Here is a 15,819-nt window from a genome sequence, read left to right on the forward strand (position 1 = left end):
GACCAGGCTTTCTTGTAGCAAAATAGAAACTGAATTGTCTGTAAAAACGTGCAAAATTCAGGAGCATCGTTCTATGCCAATCACTTCACTTCAAGACCTACGAGAAAATCTCGATGGACTGGGATACTATCTAGGTCCTAGAGGACTTGATGGGTTAGGAAATAGCGTGAATGCTTGCGATCGTGACATTCTCGGTGCGATTAACTGTGACACGACTTCGCTACGAGTCTTATCGAATTTAGACGACTACACCCGTGCTGCGATTCTGCAATACCAATTGGATAGCAACATGGCAGCAACCGGAAACGATGGTGCAGATTTGAGAAGTTCGATCGAGAAGACGGTGAGAATTCTACAAAACAATCTCAAAATCGTTTTGAAAGTCGATATTGAGCTGAGCGGCAACTACCGCCGCACGACTTATAGTGCTGTTAAAACTTATCAAAGAACTCGCAAACTTCCTGTTACAGGAATTGCGACACTTACAGTTCGGAGACGCTTAAATGATGATGCAAAAGGAGTCGTATCTCCAACTCCGACTCCCACTTCCGAACTGAATGAACTTCGCAAACTGAAAAGCGATTTAATCACTTTGAAACAGAGTCTCCAAGCCCGACAAATTAATGATCAAGAGTTTATTCGCGAAGTGTTTGCAAGACTTCCCTAAATTCGAGAGGTTGGAGACTTGGAAAACATTGAATGCTTCATCCAAGTTGAATTAAAAGAGCGATCGCGATTCTCAAAAGTGAACTGCGATCGCTCAATCGTGAAATTCAATTAGTTCATTTTAGAAGCCAAACGATCGATCGCATTGGTCAAACGTTCTTGAGAAACTAACAATGGATCGGGTGCTGCGGCTTCTTCGATCGCTTCTTGCCGGGAAAAACGTCGCTTTGCTTTCTCAAACGCGCGAATCATCAAGAAAATCGAAAGAGCAATCACTAGGAAATTGATAACCGATGCAAGAAAAACTCCATACTTGATGCCTTCATACGAAAGATTCTGCAAGCTATCGACTCGGGCAGCTTTCAGAGCAGGATTCAAAATTAACGGAGTAATAATATCCTCTACAAACGAAGTCACAATTTTGCCAAAAGCAGTACCAATAATGACTGCAACTGCAAGGTCAATAACATTTCCTTGCATGAGAAACTTCTGAAAATCAGCCCAAAAACTACTTCTTGCCATAAGTCAATTTATCCTCAACTTTCACACTAGAAATGACTCAATCTGCTAACTGAATCATTTTCTACTTTCGCGTATTATAAGACGAGAGTTATTGCAGTTTTTCAAGGATCTGATATTTCTTATAGTTAGCATCAAAAAAATAAAGCGGTAGAAAGAGTTGTCTTTCTACCGCTTTTACTATTCAAGAATTAGAACTTATTCGGCTGCTGGCAGCAATTCTCGCTCTTGACCGTGAAGTACCTTCACTTGTCCATTCTCATCTACGTCAACCGTCGCAATATCGCCATCTTTCACCCGTGCAGACAGAATCTCTTCTGCTAACGAGTCCTCAAGCAATCGCATAATGGCTCGACGGAGCGGACGTGCACCATAGCTCGGATTGTAGCCTTCATCAACGAGGCGATCTTTGAACCGCTCCGTGACTTGCAGCGTAATTCCTTGCTCTTTCAAACGCTTGAACACGTCGTTGAGCATGATGTCCGCGATCTCTTTGACTTCTGCCTTGTTCAACTGACGGAAGACGATAATTTCATCTAGTCGGTTCAAGAACTCAGGACGGAAGTATTGCTTCAGTTCTTCGTTCACCAAGGAGCGGATGCGGTTGTATTGCGATTCCGATTCGTTCTCGGTAGAGAACTCGAAACCAAGTCCACCGCCACCCTTCTCGATCACCTTAGAACCGATGTTCGAGGTCATAATCAAGAGTGTGTTCTTGAAGTCTACGGTGCGTCCCTTAGCATCGGTCAAACGACCATCTTCCAAGATTTGCAGCAGCATGTTGAACACATCCGGGTGCGCTTTCTCGATTTCGTCAAAGAGCACAACGGTGTAAGGTCTACGACGAACGGCTTCAGTCAACTGACCGCCTTCGTTGTAGCCGACATATCCAGGAGGCGAACCGATCAGTTTAGAAACGGTGTGACGCTCCATGAATTCCGACATGTCGAGACGAATCATCGCTTCTTCAGATCCGAAGAAGTAAGCTGCTAAGGCTTTCGTCAATTCGGTCTTACCTACCCCGGTCGGTCCAGAGAAGATAAAGGACGCGATCGGGCGATTGGGATTCTTCAAGCCCACCCGTGCGCGGCGAATTGCACGCGATACTGCTTTCACCGCTTCATCTTGACCAATCAAGCGAGTGTGCAGCGTATCTTCCATGTGCAGCAGCTTCTCAGACTCAGATTCGGTGAGTTTGTTCACCGGAACGCCTGTCCAGGAGGCAACGATTTGCGCGATGTCATCTTCGCCGACGACCGGAGAAGCATTTTCATCGGTCGCTTCGGTTTTGCGGGTTTGAGCGATCGCTCTGATTTCCGCTTTGATCTCCATCTCGCGATCGCGCAGTTCACCTGCCCGGTCGAAATTCTGAGATCTGACTGCATCATCTTTGTCTTTCAGGACTTGACGCAGTTCGCGATCGAGTTCTTTTGCAGCGGGCGGCAATTGAGAATTAATCAACCGCACGCGCGAGCCTGCTTCGTCGATCAAGTCGATCGCTTTATCCGGCAAGAATCGATCTGAGATATAGCGATCGGATAGCTTCGCGGCTGCTTCTAGCGCTTCATCTGAAATTTTCAGCTTGTGGTGCTGCTCATAACGTTCGCGTAAGCCTCGGAGGATCTCGATCGTTTCATCGACCGAAGGTTCACCCACCATTACAGGCTGGAAGCGGCGTTCGAGCGCTGCATCGCGTTCAATGTGCTTCCGATACTCATCGAGCGTCGTTGCACCAATACATTGCAGTTCACCTCGGGCAAGGGCTGGCTTCAGAATGTTGGCAGCGTCGATCGCGCCTTCTGCCGCGCCTGCACCGATTAAGGTATGAACTTCGTCAATTACCAGGATGACATTTCCGGCAGAGCGGATTTCATCCATGATTTTTTTCAAGCGTTCCTCGAATTCGCCTCGGTACTTGGTTCCTGCCACGAGTAGACCGATATCGAGGGTGACGACGCGCTTATCTTCTAAGATGTCAGGAACGTCATCATTGGCAATCCGTTGAGCGAGTCCTTCAGCGATCGCGGTTTTACCCACCCCAGGCTCACCAATTAACACGGGGTTGTTCTTCGTCCGACGACCCAGGATTTGAATGACTCGTTCGATTTCTTTTTGGCGACCGACCACGGGATCGAGCTTGCCTTCGGCTGCCATCTGCGTCAGATTTGAGCCGAATTCGTCTAAGGTCGGGGTTTTGGTGCGACCTTGGCTACCACCCGAAGTGACTTCGGCGGTTTCGCCTAACATCCGAATAACTTGAGTACGAACTTTCGAGAGGTCAACGCCTAGATTCTCTAACACCCTGGCGGCAACGCCTTCACCTTCTCGAATTAATCCTAAGAGCAGGTGTTCGGTTCCAATATAATTGTGACCGAGTTGGCGAGCCTCCTCAAGCGAGAGTTCCAAAACGCGCTTTGCCCGTGGGGTAAACGGAATTTCCACTGCCACAAAGCCGGAACCGCGACCAATGATCTTCTCAACTTCAATCCGAGCGTCCTTAAGGTTCACTCCCATCGATTTGAGAACTTTGGCAGCGACACCCGTTCCTTCTCCAATCAGACCCAGGAGGATCTGCTCTGTACCCACAAAGTTATGACCCAAGCGGCGTGCTTCCTCTTGGGCTAACATAATCACCTTAATGGCTTTTTCTGTGAAGCGTTCAAACATGGCGTATTTCCATTCACCTGCTGCGTAGGTCTGATTCTAGCATAGCCGAACTCTCCGGTTACGGAGTTCCGAAACAGGCAAATGGGAGGATTACCGAACGAAATCCTGCCGTTAGAATGAATTGAAATTGTGTGATTTACTACCAAAGGCAGATTGTTATCGAATCTTTAGGGAGAAGTCAAGCTGGTTTTTTTCAGGTTCAGCAAAGCTTCAGGATCGCTGAGTGTCCATTGTTGCTGGTGGAGTCGATCGCGAATTTGTTGCCACTTTTCCTTTAGAGAATCCTCGAATTCTGCTGTTTGTAGTTGACCACGCCAGAGAATTAAGGCATTTTCGCCCGTATCAGTGTAGTAATTCTTACGCTGACCTGCAACTTTAAACTGGAACTTTTCGTATAAAGAGATTGCAGCCTCATTAGAAATTCTAACTTCTAACGTAGCGTGTTTCATTTGGCGTTGACGCGCCCGATCGAGCAATGCCAGTAAGAGCAATTGTCCAAATCCCTGATGTTGATCATCGGGATGAATCGCGAGAATGGTAATGTGCGCTTCGTCTACGATCGCCCAGAAACATCCATAGCCAATTAAATGATCCCCAGATAAGAGCGCGATTAATTCACTATTTGGGCTGTCTACTTCTCGCTGATATCCTTCGATCGTCCAGAGTCCATTGAAGCAAATTTGATCCAGTTCGAGGACGTTAGGGAGGAGCGGGTGGTCGATTGTCTGTAGCGTAATGGAATTCACAGGGATAGGATGAACAGAACGGATCTGATTGTATCGAAGTGCGATCGATATGAGAAAATTTTGATCACTCACGATGTGGGCTTGAGAGATGCTTGAGGCAAGACTTTCAACTCGCGAATGCAGGAGATTTTAAGGGTAGCATTGCCAGAAGCATGAGAGCTTTTGAAATCAGGTGAAGCACGGGTTGAAATTAGCAGCAATTAGACAAGTTGATGAGATCGCGTCAACGCTGATTGGTAAATGAGAAGATGCGATAACTCATCATTGTTTACTGTATAAATTACTCCTAGACACTCGTTCTAGAAAAGTTTAGACTGGATCTTTCCTCAGCTAAGGAAATTATGTGAAGGCAAAAGTTTTAAGCCTTCTATGCGATCGTTTTGGCGCAGGGTGCTGTAATGCTCAAGTTCTCAACTGTGTAAACTTCAAGACCCATAACAGAAGAACCGATGAACCCATCCATTCGTGCCATCCTCATGACCTTCTTCATCACTGCTAGCTTTGGTAGCCCGGCTTCGGCTCAGTTTGGCGCACCTAGCAGTCTCAGCTTCAGCAACATGAATGCCTACCTCAGCATCCAAAAAAATGCTGCAATGGTTCGTGAAACTCAGACACGACTTGATGGCATCAATCGGCGCAATAACAGTAACCAAAGTGCGCAAACCACTGCCCGCGCCCAAGCTCAAACTGCCCCACAAACAAGCTTTAGCTCCAGTCCGCAACGCCTGCTGGTGACGCAGTTTTCTCAGAGCTTGAGCAACGACCCCACTATAGTAAGTCAGTTGAACGAAACCTTTATCGGGGGCTTCACTGCCTTCGAGCAAGAAGCCAAACGTCTGGGTCGCCCTAACAATGTCGCGATGGCATTCACCTACTTGGTCGGGGTTTGCTACATGGTGCATTACGGCGAGGAACCCAGTGAAACTGCGCTAATGAATCTCCAAGCTAACGTCGATGCTGCCTTCGGTTCTTCGGCAACTTTCAAAGCACTGAACAGCCAAGAGCGTCAAAAGCTCTATGAAACCTTTGTTCTGATGGCGACTCTGCCTCTAGCGGGCTATACAGTAGCAACCGAGGAAAAAGACCAAGAATTGCTCGAAACCTACCGTTCGATCGCTGGAGTTTCTCTCGAAACTGCCTTGGGAGTGCGCCCAGATCGGTTGCGATTTACGGCGACAGGGTTAGAACTGCGCTAAAAAACAAATCTGATACAAAACGGTCACGCCATATCCGATCAAGCGATCCCCAGATAAGAGTGCGATTAATTCACGATTGAGGCTGTCTACTTCTCGGTGATACCCTTCGATTGTCCAAAGCCCGTTGAAACAAACTTGATCCAGTTCGAGGACGTTGGGGGAAGGGGATGATCGATCGTTTGAAGCGTGATGGAATTCACAGAAATAGCGCATAGACGGATGGATCTGATTGTATCGAAGTCAAGTCGATCGAGATGAAAGAACCTATGAATCTCTGAGGCTGTATCCAGAGTCAATCAGGCTGTTACCGTTTGAGCTAGCATCAATCCAATCTGAAATCGCAACGATTTGAATGAAATCGCATGAAAATTCGGAATGTGCAGCCCAGTGACTATCAATCCATTATTTGTGTTGTGAATGAATGGTGGGGCGGCAGACAGATGAGAGATATGCTCCCTAAACTCTTTTTTGTTCACTTCTGTGAAACAAGTTTCATCGCAGAAATTGATCAAAAAATCATTGGTTTTTTAATTGGCTTCTTATCGCAGAGTCACTCGGAAGAAGCATATATTCACTTTGTTGGAATTCACCCGGATTGTAGAAAGCAAGGTGTAGGAAGTGCTTTGTATCAACAGTTCTTTCAAGTGGTGCAAAGGTTTGATCGGGTTCGAGTTAGGTGTGTAACTTCCCCGGTTAATCAAGACTCGATCGCTTATCATCTACGCTTGGGATTTGAAGCTGAACCTAGTCATGCTGAGAGAAATGGAGTGCCTTTCCATCCAGATTACGATGGCTCAGGAGAAGATAGGGTTTTATTTATCAAGCAACTATCAGAAATTAATAGGCTGGTAATCTGACACAAAATCTAGATCGTTATCTTGAATGTGGCTAGAACTTAGCGGGTCGCCGTTTTGCATTTGTCAAATCCGAGAACGGAAACGGCACGATCACCACATCGCCCTTTACAAATCTTGCCAAGCTTCGCCCTCCTCCGGTCTAAGCCAGTCCTTCGCGAGAACTGTCTCACTCATCTCACTGATTTCAAGTTTGTTCCGCAAATGTTTTGATTTCAGAAATTGAACAAAATCTAGAACTTCTTCGAGCAAGAAATCAGGGATCTCGTCAATTTCATGCAGCAATTGTTCTTTCGCTTGCATAGAGGTAATTGCAGTAGGCTTCATTTCACTCTACACAGAAGCGTGTGAGTTAATACGATCGACCCAATCGCACCTCGAAATTTCAGACTGAGAAGCGATCGACGAATTACAGCGACTTAATTTGGAGTGCAATCAATCTGGAATAGAGACGATCGATCAATCTGCAATCAGAAATTACTCTTAAATCCAAAGCCCTCAATTGTAAACTGGTAGATACTGCAAAAAAAGCTAGCTACAACACCTGCCAGCATTGAGGACTCACGCATGGTATCGACTCCGATTGCAACGACCGCTTCTGGTCGTCAATATCTCCCAAATTCCGGTTCCGATCGCTCTCCCAATCAATTTCTCATGCCCCTGACCGCGAAGGTCAACGATCGCGATCATCTCGAAGTCGGCGGCTGTGACTTGACTGAACTGGTCAAACATTTCGGATCTCCGCTCTATGTTTTAGATGAAACAGGCTTGCGAACGGCTTGCCAACAATATCGCGATGCGTTTCGCCGCTACTATCCCGCAGAGACGCAGGTGTTGTACGCCTCAAAAGCTTGGAACTGTTTGGCAGTCTGCTCGATCGTCTCTCAGGAAGGACTGGGGATCGATGTGGCAACTGGAGGCGAACTTTATACCGCGCTGCAGGTTGGAGCCGATCCAAGCAAGATTTATCTGCACGGAAATAACAAGTCGATCGCTGAATTAAAATATGCCGTGAAATCCGGTTGCACGATCGTTGTTGACAATCAGCTTGAACTACAACGATTGGCGCAGATGAATGCTGAGCGTCCGATCCGAGTCATGCTGAGAATTACACCCGGATTGGATTGCCATACGCATGAATACATTCGCACCGGACACTTAGACAGCAAATTTGGCTTTGATCCCAATCAAGTCGAAGACATTTTCCAGTTCATCAGTCAGAATTCAAATCTTGAATTAACTGGCTTGCACGCTCATATCGGTTCGCAGATTTTTGAACTGCAAGCGCATCGCGATTTGCCCAGCGTCATGCTGCAATGGGTGAAGAAAGCTGCTCAATACGGTTTGAATGTTCCCGAAGTGAATATTGGTGGCGGTTTAGGAATTTGCTACAACGAAAGCGATGATCCACCTAGCATTGATGAATGGGTGAAGATTGTTGCAGAATCGATGGTCAAAGCCTGTGAAGCAGAAAATATGCCGCTGCCGAAATTGCTCTGTGAACCAGGTCGATCGCTGATTGGGTCTTCTTGCATCACGGCTTACACAGTCGGTGGACGCAAAACTGTGCCGGGAATTCGCACTTATATTAGTGTCGATGGCGGCATGTCAGATAATCCGAGACCGATTACCTATCAGTCCATCTGTCGTGCAGTGGTTGCGAATCGGATGTCTGCTGAGCCAAAAGAGACAGTCACGATCGCTGGAAAACACTGTGAATCCGGAGATGTCTTAATCAAAGATATTTCGCTGCCTCAAACACAACCGGGAGATATTCTCGTCGTGATGGCAACGGGAGCCTACAATTACAGCATGGCATCGAACTACAATCGGTTGACTCGTCCGGCAGCAGTTCTCGTGTATGAAGGAGAAGCGAGCATTATCCTCGAACGAGAAACTTATGCCGACTTGATTCGCAACGATCGCGTCCCGGATAGATTGAAATAAAGCAGGATGAAGGATAAAGGGTGAGGATGAGCAGAGATGGAAATTCAATTGCAAGTCTCCCCTCTAAGCTTGTATACAATGACCCAAGCCCTTAGTTTCTTACTCTTTATTCCTTCTGCTTTGACCTCCCTACTCAAGTTCGTTTTTGAAAATCTCCGATTTCTCGTTGATGTCGGGTTAGTCTTGGCGCTGACCTACGTGATGCTCGTGATCATCGGACGAGAAAGACGTACCCTCTGGATGGTGCGGGGATTTATTATTTTGATGCTCGCGGCGGCGGTCAGTCGTCGCATGGATTTAGCCTTGCTGAGTTTTGTCCTCAATAATCTGGTGGTTGGGGCAGCCGTAGCAATGGCGTTTATTCTTCAATCTGAGTTCCGCCGATTTCTTGAGCAATTGGGACGAGGAGAAATCGCGCAACTTTTTCAGCCGTCCAATCGAAATTTACCCAGTTCAGATAGTGTGACCGATGAGATTGTCGAAGCGGTGAAAGGACTTTCTCAAAATCGTACTGGAGCTTTAATTATTATCGAAACCGGAACAGCGATCGACGAACGAGATTTCTCAGTTCCGGGTGTTAAACTGAATGCCGAAATCTCTAAAGAACTCCTACAAACGATCTTTCAAACCACGACACTTTTACACGATGGAGCGGTTTTAATTCGAGGGTCTCGCGTGATTGCCGCCGGGGTAATTTTGCCATTATCGGAAAAAACAGCATCTCGGCAACTTGGGACTCGGCACCGGGCTGCCATGGGCATTACTGAGAAATTAGAAAATTGTATTTGTGTCGTCGTTTCTGAAGAAACTGGGTCGATTTCGCTGGCTGAACGCGGAATGTTAAATCGTCCCTTAACCAGCAGTAAACTAAAGGAGCTTCTAGAAGAACGGTTTTCACAGTCGGGCGATCGCGAACCTGTCACGCGCGATCTGAAAAGTCTCGGTCGTCAATTCCGAACAAAGGCAGTATTCTTATTCTCGCGTTTATTTAACGAAGGTAGTTTAAAAGACCGCCGGATTCGGAATGAACGTAAGCGAGGCGACTCTTAATTCTGCTAAAACCAAGTTGACTTTAACCCCTTTTATCGGCGTTCCCCGAAACCACAATGACTGCCAAGCACAAAATTTTACAAGATTTACCTGCTGATCTAGACCGCAATCGCTTGCCCCGCCACGTCGCGGTGATTATGGATGGAAATGGACGGTGGGCAAAACGGCAGGGTAGACCTCGAATTATGGGGCATCGACGTGGGGTAGATGTGTTGAAAGATCTGCTCCGATGCTGTCGCGATTGGGGAATCGAAGCATTAACGGCTTATGCATTCTCAACTGAGAATTGGGGACGCCCACTCGAAGAAGTGGAATTCTTGATGACTTTGTTTGAGCGAGTCTTGCGGCAAGAATTGCGCGAAATGAAGGAAGAAAATGTCCGGATTCAATTTGTTGGTAATTTGGATGCGCTGCCCACGAGTTTGCAGGCTGAGATTGAACGGGCAGTTTTGGAAACAAAAGAGAATCCGGGAATTCGGTTTACAGTCGCCACGAATTACGGGGGACGGCAGGAGATTATTAAGGCTTGCCGCTCGATCGCCACTCAAATCCAACAAGGTTTGATTCAGCCAGATGATATTGATGAGAGCTTATTTGAGCGGCATTTGTATACTGCGGGAATTTGCGATCCGGATCTGATGATTCGCACTAGTGGCGAAATGCGGCTCAGTAATTTCTTGCTCTGGCAAGCTGCTTATGCAGAGTTGTATGTGACCGATACGTTATGGCCCGACTTCGATCGAGCTGAATTTCATCAAGCTCTAATCTCTTATCAGCAACGTGAAAGACGATTCGGCAAGGTTGGGAAGAAACTTTAGGATCAAGGTAGCGCTGAAGCATCCTAATGTTTAAGTACAACCCTTCTCATAAATATCTCTCGTCTGAAGAGTTGCCAGATTCAAGAGATGAGCCTGTTAGTGAACTTCAAGCGACAATTCCCAGATTGCTGAAAGAATCTTTGGGTGATTTGTGGTCTGATCGGTTTGATTGGTTCTTTGGCATTCGTATGGGAATTTATTACGATCCAGAAGAACCTGCGATCGTGCCGGACGGATTTCTCAGTTTGGGAGTTGAGCGGTTTATCGATGAAGATTTGCGGCTCAGTTATCCCTTGTGGGGCGATCGTTATCTTCTCCCGGATGAGCGGACAGAATTAGCACAACGCCAAGCTGAAGCTGCACAACAACTTGAACAATTATGAGAACAGTTACGCAGTCGTGGAATTGATCCGGATGCGCTTGGATGATCGAGGATCGTGATTTTTTCGCGATCGCGCTCTTGATCCGGCTACGCTCTAAACTGCGGACAAACTACCCAACTGGGCACTGTGGATCACAGATCGTGACTGACACAATGAATTCAAAAGCACCGATGCTTTAATTCATGATTCAGGAGAACGTAATGCCCTCTTCCGTATTTTCAGTCGATCGCGGTTCGATGACGAAAATTCCGTCTCATTTGAAAGACCGTCTCTCATCCGAAGCCGTGAAACGACTGGCTGCCCCCAAAGTCGAAGTTTGGTTTACTGGATTTCAATGTTTAGAAGAATCAAATGAATGGTCGGATAGTGATGAGCCTTATATGTTTCTAGGCGTTTCTTCTTCTGATCAAGCGCAAACACCTTATGAAACAGGTGTAATTGAAGTGGACGAAGGCGATGTCATTCGATCTGCAATTCGCCTGTATTCAGGATCTGCAAGAGACTTGATTTTAGCAGCAGTCATTCGAGAAAACGATGAAGGTGATCCTCATGCTTTCTCTGCAACGTTTAAATCAATTTTGGATGCAGGGAATAGTGCGCTCAACAGTCAAACTGGGGTGTCTGTGCCAGAAACGGTAGAAATGTTTATTGCGAATAAGTTAAGTGAGCTAGTCGGCGCAGGGGATGATGATGTCGGCAGACGAGCGGAGCTTTTTACAAAAGAGCGCTTGATTCAGCTTGCAAATCAAGGGGAAGGGGGTGATCCAATCGCTGATTTCACTTGGGAAATGGGCAGCCCATCTGAGGGACGCTACCGACTCTACTTCTTTGTACGTCGCATCTAGTTTCTGCGCTGGACGGGTTTCTCGACTTAAAGCAAGTGATACCAAATCAATCTGTCGCAATGAAAAAACAATTTGGTATCACTTTCCCAAAATGCGATCGTATATGATCGCTCCCAGAGTCTAAACTCTTGCCTGCGGACTCTCTAAATTGAACAGCAGTTCCAAAGTCTCCATCGCTTGTCGCCGCGCCTCAATATCCTGCTGCGCTCGCAATTGAACCATCGGATCGTGCAAAATTTTATTCACAATCCCTTTAGTCAAGGCTTCAATCACCTCGCGATGTCGATCGCCAAATTCTGTCCCTAGTCTCGATAAGGCTTTCTCTAGTTCCTGTGCCCGAATCGCTTCAACTTTGTCTCGCAAACAGCTAATCGTCGAAACGGTTTCGAGCGATCGCCACCATGCTTGAAACGTTTCTACTTCTTCTTCGAGCAGCGCTTCTGCTTCCATTGCCATCTGCCGACGACTTTCCTGATTTTGGGCGACCACTGCTTTCAAATCATCGACGTTAAATGCTCGTACCATCGGCAATTCATTGACATCTGCGGCAACGTTTCGCGGAACCGCAATATCAATCACCATTAAAGGCTGGTTTGCGTCCAAAACAGGTTCGAGATTGGCACGATCGAGAATTGGCTCGGTCGAAGACGTACTGGTAAACACAATGTCAGATTGTGCGATCGCATCCATCATGTCTTCGATCGGCAGCAATCTCAAATGAGCATCCGGGAACAGATTTGCAAGTTCGCGGGCGCGATTCATCGATCGATTCAAAATCACAATGTTATTTGCGCCTTTCGACAGTAAGTGCTGCACTAACAATCGAGACATCTTCCCTGCCCCGATAATCGTGACGCGCTGATCTGCTAGCGAATCGACTTTCATTTGCGCCAATTCAACGGCTGCGGAGCTAATTGAAACTGCTCCAGTTCCAATGCTCGTCTCAGTCCGAACTCGTTTTCCAGCGCTAATTCCTTGCTTAAAGAGTTGATTTAGAATTCGACCAATGCCTTGATGTTGCTGACCGAGTTTGTGGCATTGTTTCACCTGTGCCAAAATCTGCCCTTCACCCAAAACCAGACTATCGAGACCCGCCGATACTCGCATCAAGTGCATGACTGCATCCTGATGTAACAGCGTGAACAGATAAGGACGCAAGCGAGCACTGGGCAATTTACTATGTTCTGATAAAAATTGATTGACTTCTCGAATACCTTGCTCAGTCTCAGAAGTGACTAAATAAAGTTCCAAGCGATTACAAGTACTGAGAACTGCGACTTCTTCAATGTGGGGATAGCTACACAGTTGTGCGATCGCTTTATCGCAAACAGGTTCCGGGATACTTAGCTTCTCACGAACCTCAACTGGAGCAGTTTTGTGAGTTAGCCCAACAACAGCAATGTTCATATTAAAAAGCGCTCTGATAAATCGGAAGGGTGAAGGGAAGAGTGGGGAGTGGGGAGTGGGGAGTGGGGAGCAAGAATGCTTTTACCCCCTACTCTCTACTCCCCACTCCCTACCTTCTTAGTGCAACTGAACAATCTTCGGCTGGTCAAACATGTGAATCGTGTCCACAAACCGTGCCGTCTTCGATTGGCTAGAGATAACCAGGGTTTGGGTTCTCGCGCCGCCTTTGAAGAACCGAACACCGTTCATGATGTTGCCGGGAGTGATACCTGTTCCAGCAAACAACACGGTTTCACCGGATGCAAGTTCTTCAGCGGTGTAAACCTTATCAGGGTCAGTGATGCCCATTTCTTTGAGGCGAGCAATATTTGCTTCTTTGCTCTCTCCGATCAATCCGGTTTTGACGACTTCTGGATCGTAGATCAATTGTCCCTGGAAGTGTGCGCCGAGACAACGCAGAGCCGCAGCCGAAATTACACCTTCAGGAGCCGCACCAATTCCCATCAGGGCGTGAATATTGGTTCCAGCGAAACCGCAGTTAATTGCTGCTCCTACGTCACCATCGCTGATGAGTTGAACGCGCGCGCCTGCGTCACGGATTTCTTTGATCAAGTCATTGTGACGATCGCGTTTCATCACGACGACCACCAATTCATCGATCGAGCGATCGAGGCATTCAGACAAGATTTTCAGGTTTTCGGTGGCTGACTTGTTGATGTCAACTTTACCTTTTGCAGCAGGAGGAGCCGCAAGCTTCTTCATATAGAAGTCGGGAGCTGCAAACAATCCGCCTTTCTCGGAGATTGCTAGAACTGCCATCGAACCTGGCTGACCATATGCACAAAGGTTTGTGCCTTCGCAGGGGTCAACAGCGATATCGATTTCGATCAACTCTTCGATGTTGCAAAAATCTGCTGCATCAGGACGAGAACAAATTCCGACTTCTTCTCCGATGTAGAGCATCGGTGCATCGTCACGTTCCCCTTCTCCAATCACGATCCGACCGCGCATGTAGATTTTGTTCATGCGTTCGCGCATCGCTTCTACTGCAACTCGATCGGCTTCATTTTTGTCGCCTTTCCCCATGAGGCGTGCCGAGGCAATTGCCGCCTGTTCTACGACTTCAATAATCTCTAAACCAAGCGTGTTTTCCACGAAATAAGTCCTCCAACTGCTGATTAGTCGCCGTTTTCATGGGCAATCTCAGTTATCAATCCTACCAAATGGCGGTCTTTCAAAGTGCGATCGGGGATCTATTAAGTTTTGCTGCGATAAACTGAGAGACTTTAGAAAAAGTGTTCAGGCTTTAGCGAGGCTTATGAGTTTATTGATCGAAAGCAGGAAACCCTCACTCCAAACAGTTCTAAATCCTGAATTGGGCGATTGACATCTCGTAGACTAATGCCAAACAGCGATCGAGCGTGTTCATGTTGAAATACATCGAAGTATTCCGACAGGTGAGCAAATCAATTTTAGAAATCGGCGCGTCATTGCAATACTCAATTGACGAACCGGGCGATCGCAATTCAGTCAACTCAGCAGATCTGCCTAAAGCGCCTGCGACATGCGAGTTTTCTGAATCGTTAAATTAAAGGTAAGACTCTGCCCAGTTTTGAAATTCGGTTGCACACTAAAAGGAGTCAACCCAGTTCTCACTACACCAAGGGTTAAAGTTATGGCTCACGCAACAGGAAATGTGACGATCGAACAACGCCTCAATACTCTGATTGAATCCGCTCACGATGTTTGCAGCACCAATGGAACAATTTCCGATGATTGTGCGGCGGCGTGGGATGCGGTCGAAGAAGTTCAAGCTGAAATCTCACATCGTCGATCGACGGTGAAAACTTCGCTGACTGTTTTCTGTGACGATAATCCAGATGCGCCAGAGTGCCGAATCTACGACGTTTAGACATTCAAAAGCCGGGGCGTTACAACACTCCGGCTTTCCTTTAGAACCAATCTTCTTGTTCCAACGTTTCAATCACTTGTAAGCCGCGTGCGTCTCCAACTTTGAGCATTGCAGCTTTGGCATCTTCTCGCACGCCAGAATCTTCGTCTTCTGCAAATGCCTCGATCAAGGCATCGATCGCAGTTGCATAAACGACATTCGATGGCATCTCTCGACACAACTCACCCAATGCCCAAGCGCAATTGCTCCGAATGGCTGCAACCGGATCACGTCTTAATCCTTCAATTAAAGGTGGAACGGCGGCAACGATTACGTCGTATCCGAGGGTTGCCATCTGGGCAAGAGAACTTGCTGCCCATAAGCGAACGGCTGAAATATCAGTTTTGACCGCCTCGGTTAAGGTATTAAGCGATCGTCGATCGCGACAATTCCCCAGTGCCCAAACGACTCCTTTGCGGACATAGCCATTCCAATCTTGCTGATAGCGATCGACTAATGACTCCACCGCTTCCGGGCTAGGATTTCTTCCTAACGCATACGCTGCACTCACCCGCACCAACGGACAAGGATCGCTCAACAGTGCAATCAGTTTTGGAATGGCACGATCGTCTTGCACATCACAGAAAGCTCGTGCTGCTAACATGCGTTGCTGAATATCGGCAGCATCCAATAAAGGCAGCATCGCCTCTGGATCAGGCTTGGCAGCAACCTCATCCTCGACCGTCGGCAGTTCATCCAACGGATCGGCTAAATCCTCTTCTAGGTCTAAAACCTTTAAATCATCATTGCTATACATGGGATTTATTTTA

General features: G+C 47.1%; 17 protein-coding genes. 9 read left to right on the plus strand and 8 right to left on the minus strand.

All coding sequences use genetic code 11. From position 1 onward, the window contains the following. Positions 1–73: 73 nt before the first annotated feature. Entirely contained in the window at positions 74–667 is a 594-nt protein-coding gene (locus ACMUEV_RS10645) for a peptidoglycan-binding domain-containing protein (RefSeq protein ID WP_026148756.1), read from the plus strand. A gap of 110 nt (positions 668–777) precedes the next feature. On the opposite strand, the gene mscL is transcribed toward ACMUEV_RS10645, so the two are convergent. From mscL to rimI, 3 genes are all read right to left on the minus strand, one after another. Beyond that, the gene (mscL, locus tag ACMUEV_RS10650) at positions 778–1,188 is read right to left on the minus strand and encodes a large conductance mechanosensitive channel protein MscL (RefSeq protein WP_190653301.1); all 411 of its coding nucleotides are present in this window, start codon (positions 1,186–1,188) and stop codon (positions 778–780) included. A gap of 195 nt (positions 1,189–1,383) precedes the next feature. Next, a complete protein-coding gene (locus tag ACMUEV_RS10655; RefSeq protein WP_017289117.1) occupies positions 1,384–3,852 on the minus strand; it encodes an ATP-dependent Clp protease ATP-binding subunit in 2,469 nt (822 codons plus the stop codon). Between the two features lie 167 nt (positions 3,853–4,019). Continuing rightward, positions 4,020–4,670 (minus strand): ribosomal protein S18-alanine N-acetyltransferase, encoded by a 651-nt coding sequence (gene rimI, locus ACMUEV_RS10660; RefSeq protein ID WP_415354766.1) that lies wholly within the window; start codon positions 4,668–4,670, stop codon positions 4,020–4,022. 377 nt (positions 4,671–5,047) lie between these two features. Here rimI and ACMUEV_RS10665 point away from each other — a divergent pair, with 377 nt between their 5' ends. Beyond that, positions 5,048–5,794, plus strand: a complete 747-nt coding sequence (locus ACMUEV_RS10665) for a DUF6683 family protein (protein WP_190653300.1) — start codon at positions 5,048–5,050, stop codon at positions 5,792–5,794. Here ACMUEV_RS10665 and ACMUEV_RS10670 read toward each other — a convergent pair. Further along, entirely contained in the window at positions 5,780–6,007 is a 228-nt protein-coding gene (locus tag ACMUEV_RS10670) for a hypothetical protein (RefSeq protein WP_190653299.1), read from the minus strand. The genes ACMUEV_RS10665 and ACMUEV_RS10670 overlap by 15 nt on opposite strands. A gap of 200 nt (positions 6,008–6,207) precedes the next feature. Here ACMUEV_RS10670 and ACMUEV_RS10675 point away from each other — a divergent pair, with 200 nt between their 5' ends. Next, positions 6,208–6,651 (plus strand): GNAT family N-acetyltransferase, encoded by a 444-nt coding sequence (locus ACMUEV_RS10675; protein ID WP_415354767.1) that lies wholly within the window; start codon positions 6,208–6,210, stop codon positions 6,649–6,651. A gap of 105 nt (positions 6,652–6,756) precedes the next feature. Here ACMUEV_RS10675 and ACMUEV_RS10680 read toward each other — a convergent pair whose 3' ends face one another. Continuing rightward, a complete protein-coding gene (locus tag ACMUEV_RS10680) occupies positions 6,757–6,951 on the minus strand; it encodes a DUF2281 domain-containing protein (protein WP_190653332.1) in 195 nt (64 codons plus the stop codon). A 264-nt stretch (positions 6,952–7,215) separates the two neighbouring features. Between ACMUEV_RS10680 and lysA the strand changes: the two genes are divergently transcribed. The 5 genes from lysA to ACMUEV_RS10705 all read left to right on the plus strand — a co-directional run bounded on the left by lysA (position 7,216) and on the right by ACMUEV_RS10705 (position 11,691). Beyond that, positions 7,216–8,595 (plus strand): diaminopimelate decarboxylase, encoded by a 1,380-nt coding sequence (gene lysA / locus ACMUEV_RS10685; protein ID WP_190653297.1) that lies wholly within the window; start codon positions 7,216–7,218, stop codon positions 8,593–8,595. A gap of 78 nt (positions 8,596–8,673) precedes the next feature. Then, positions 8,674–9,645: a diadenylate cyclase CdaA gene (gene cdaA, locus ACMUEV_RS10690; protein WP_242044779.1), complete on the plus strand. Its 972-nt coding sequence runs from the start codon at positions 8,674–8,676 to the stop codon at positions 9,643–9,645. Between the two features lie 56 nt (positions 9,646–9,701). Then, complete coding sequence (locus tag ACMUEV_RS10695; protein ID WP_190653295.1) at positions 9,702–10,463, plus strand: isoprenyl transferase; 762 nt, start codon at positions 9,702–9,704, stop codon at positions 10,461–10,463. 26 nt (positions 10,464–10,489) lie between these two features. After that, positions 10,490–10,846 (plus strand): hypothetical protein, encoded by a 357-nt coding sequence (locus ACMUEV_RS10700; protein ID WP_190653294.1) that lies wholly within the window; start codon positions 10,490–10,492, stop codon positions 10,844–10,846. A gap of 200 nt (positions 10,847–11,046) precedes the next feature. Next, a complete protein-coding gene (locus ACMUEV_RS10705; protein WP_026148755.1) occupies positions 11,047–11,691 on the plus strand; it encodes a hypothetical protein in 645 nt (214 codons plus the stop codon). 120 nt (positions 11,692–11,811) lie between these two features. Here the strand turns inward: ACMUEV_RS10705 and ACMUEV_RS10710 are convergent, their stop codons facing one another. After that, a complete protein-coding gene (locus ACMUEV_RS10710; RefSeq protein WP_017289105.1) occupies positions 11,812–13,098 on the minus strand; it encodes a glutamyl-tRNA reductase in 1,287 nt (428 codons plus the stop codon). 117 nt (positions 13,099–13,215) lie between these two features. Then, positions 13,216–14,253: a class II fructose-bisphosphatase gene (gene glpX / locus ACMUEV_RS10715; RefSeq protein WP_017289104.1), complete on the minus strand. Its 1,038-nt coding sequence runs from the start codon at positions 14,251–14,253 to the stop codon at positions 13,216–13,218. 520 nt (positions 14,254–14,773) lie between these two features. Between glpX and ACMUEV_RS10720 the strand changes: the two genes are divergently transcribed. Further along, complete coding sequence (locus ACMUEV_RS10720) at positions 14,774–15,010, plus strand: Calvin cycle protein CP12 (RefSeq protein WP_190653293.1); 237 nt, start codon at positions 14,774–14,776, stop codon at positions 15,008–15,010. Positions 15,011–15,050: 40 nt separating this feature from the next. Here ACMUEV_RS10720 and ACMUEV_RS10725 read toward each other — a convergent pair whose 3' ends face one another. Beyond that, the gene (locus ACMUEV_RS10725; protein ID WP_017289098.1) at positions 15,051–15,806 is read right to left on the minus strand and encodes a HEAT repeat domain-containing protein; all 756 of its coding nucleotides are present in this window, start codon (positions 15,804–15,806) and stop codon (positions 15,051–15,053) included. Positions 15,807–15,819: the final 13 nt, after the last annotated feature.

The organism is Leptolyngbya sp. FACHB-1624 (genome assembly GCF_047649235.1).
Taxonomy (GTDB): Bacteria; Cyanobacteriota; Cyanobacteriia; order Leptolyngbyales; family Leptolyngbyaceae; genus Leptolyngbya; species Leptolyngbya boryana.

What these genes read in the sequence shown, in the direction of transcription:
- ACMUEV_RS10645 (WP_026148756.1), top strand. Translation starts at nt 74, where the DNA reads ATGCCAATCACTTCACTTCAAGACCTACGAGAAAATCTCGATGGACTG.
- mscL (WP_190653301.1), bottom strand. Translation starts at nt 1,188, where the DNA reads ATGGCAAGAAGTAGTTTTTGGGCTGATTTTCAGAAGTTTCTCATGCAA.
- ACMUEV_RS10655 (WP_017289117.1), bottom strand. Translation starts at nt 3,852, where the DNA reads ATGTTTGAACGCTTCACAGAAAAAGCCATTAAGGTGATTATGTTAGCC.
- ACMUEV_RS10665 (WP_190653300.1), top strand. Translation starts at nt 5,048, where the DNA reads ATGAACCCATCCATTCGTGCCATCCTCATGACCTTCTTCATCACTGCT.
- ACMUEV_RS10670 (WP_190653299.1), bottom strand. Translation starts at nt 6,007, where the DNA reads ATGCGCTATTTCTGTGAATTCCATCACGCTTCAAACGATCGATCATCC.
- ACMUEV_RS10680 (WP_190653332.1), bottom strand. Translation starts at nt 6,951, where the DNA reads ATGCAAGCGAAAGAACAATTGCTGCATGAAATTGACGAGATCCCTGAT.
- lysA (WP_190653297.1), top strand. Translation starts at nt 7,216, where the DNA reads ATGGTATCGACTCCGATTGCAACGACCGCTTCTGGTCGTCAATATCTC.
- cdaA (WP_242044779.1), top strand. Translation starts at nt 8,674, where the DNA reads ATGACCCAAGCCCTTAGTTTCTTACTCTTTATTCCTTCTGCTTTGACC.
- ACMUEV_RS10695 (WP_190653295.1), top strand. Translation starts at nt 9,702, where the DNA reads ATGACTGCCAAGCACAAAATTTTACAAGATTTACCTGCTGATCTAGAC.
- ACMUEV_RS10700 (WP_190653294.1), top strand. Translation starts at nt 10,490, where the DNA reads ATGTTTAAGTACAACCCTTCTCATAAATATCTCTCGTCTGAAGAGTTG.
- ACMUEV_RS10705 (WP_026148755.1), top strand. Translation starts at nt 11,047, where the DNA reads ATGCCCTCTTCCGTATTTTCAGTCGATCGCGGTTCGATGACGAAAATT.
- ACMUEV_RS10710 (WP_017289105.1), bottom strand. Translation starts at nt 13,098, where the DNA reads ATGAACATTGCTGTTGTTGGGCTAACTCACAAAACTGCTCCAGTTGAG.
- ACMUEV_RS10720 (WP_190653293.1), top strand. Translation starts at nt 14,774, where the DNA reads ATGGCTCACGCAACAGGAAATGTGACGATCGAACAACGCCTCAATACT.
- ACMUEV_RS10725 (WP_017289098.1), bottom strand. Translation starts at nt 15,806, where the DNA reads ATGTATAGCAATGATGATTTAAAGGTTTTAGACCTAGAAGAGGATTTA.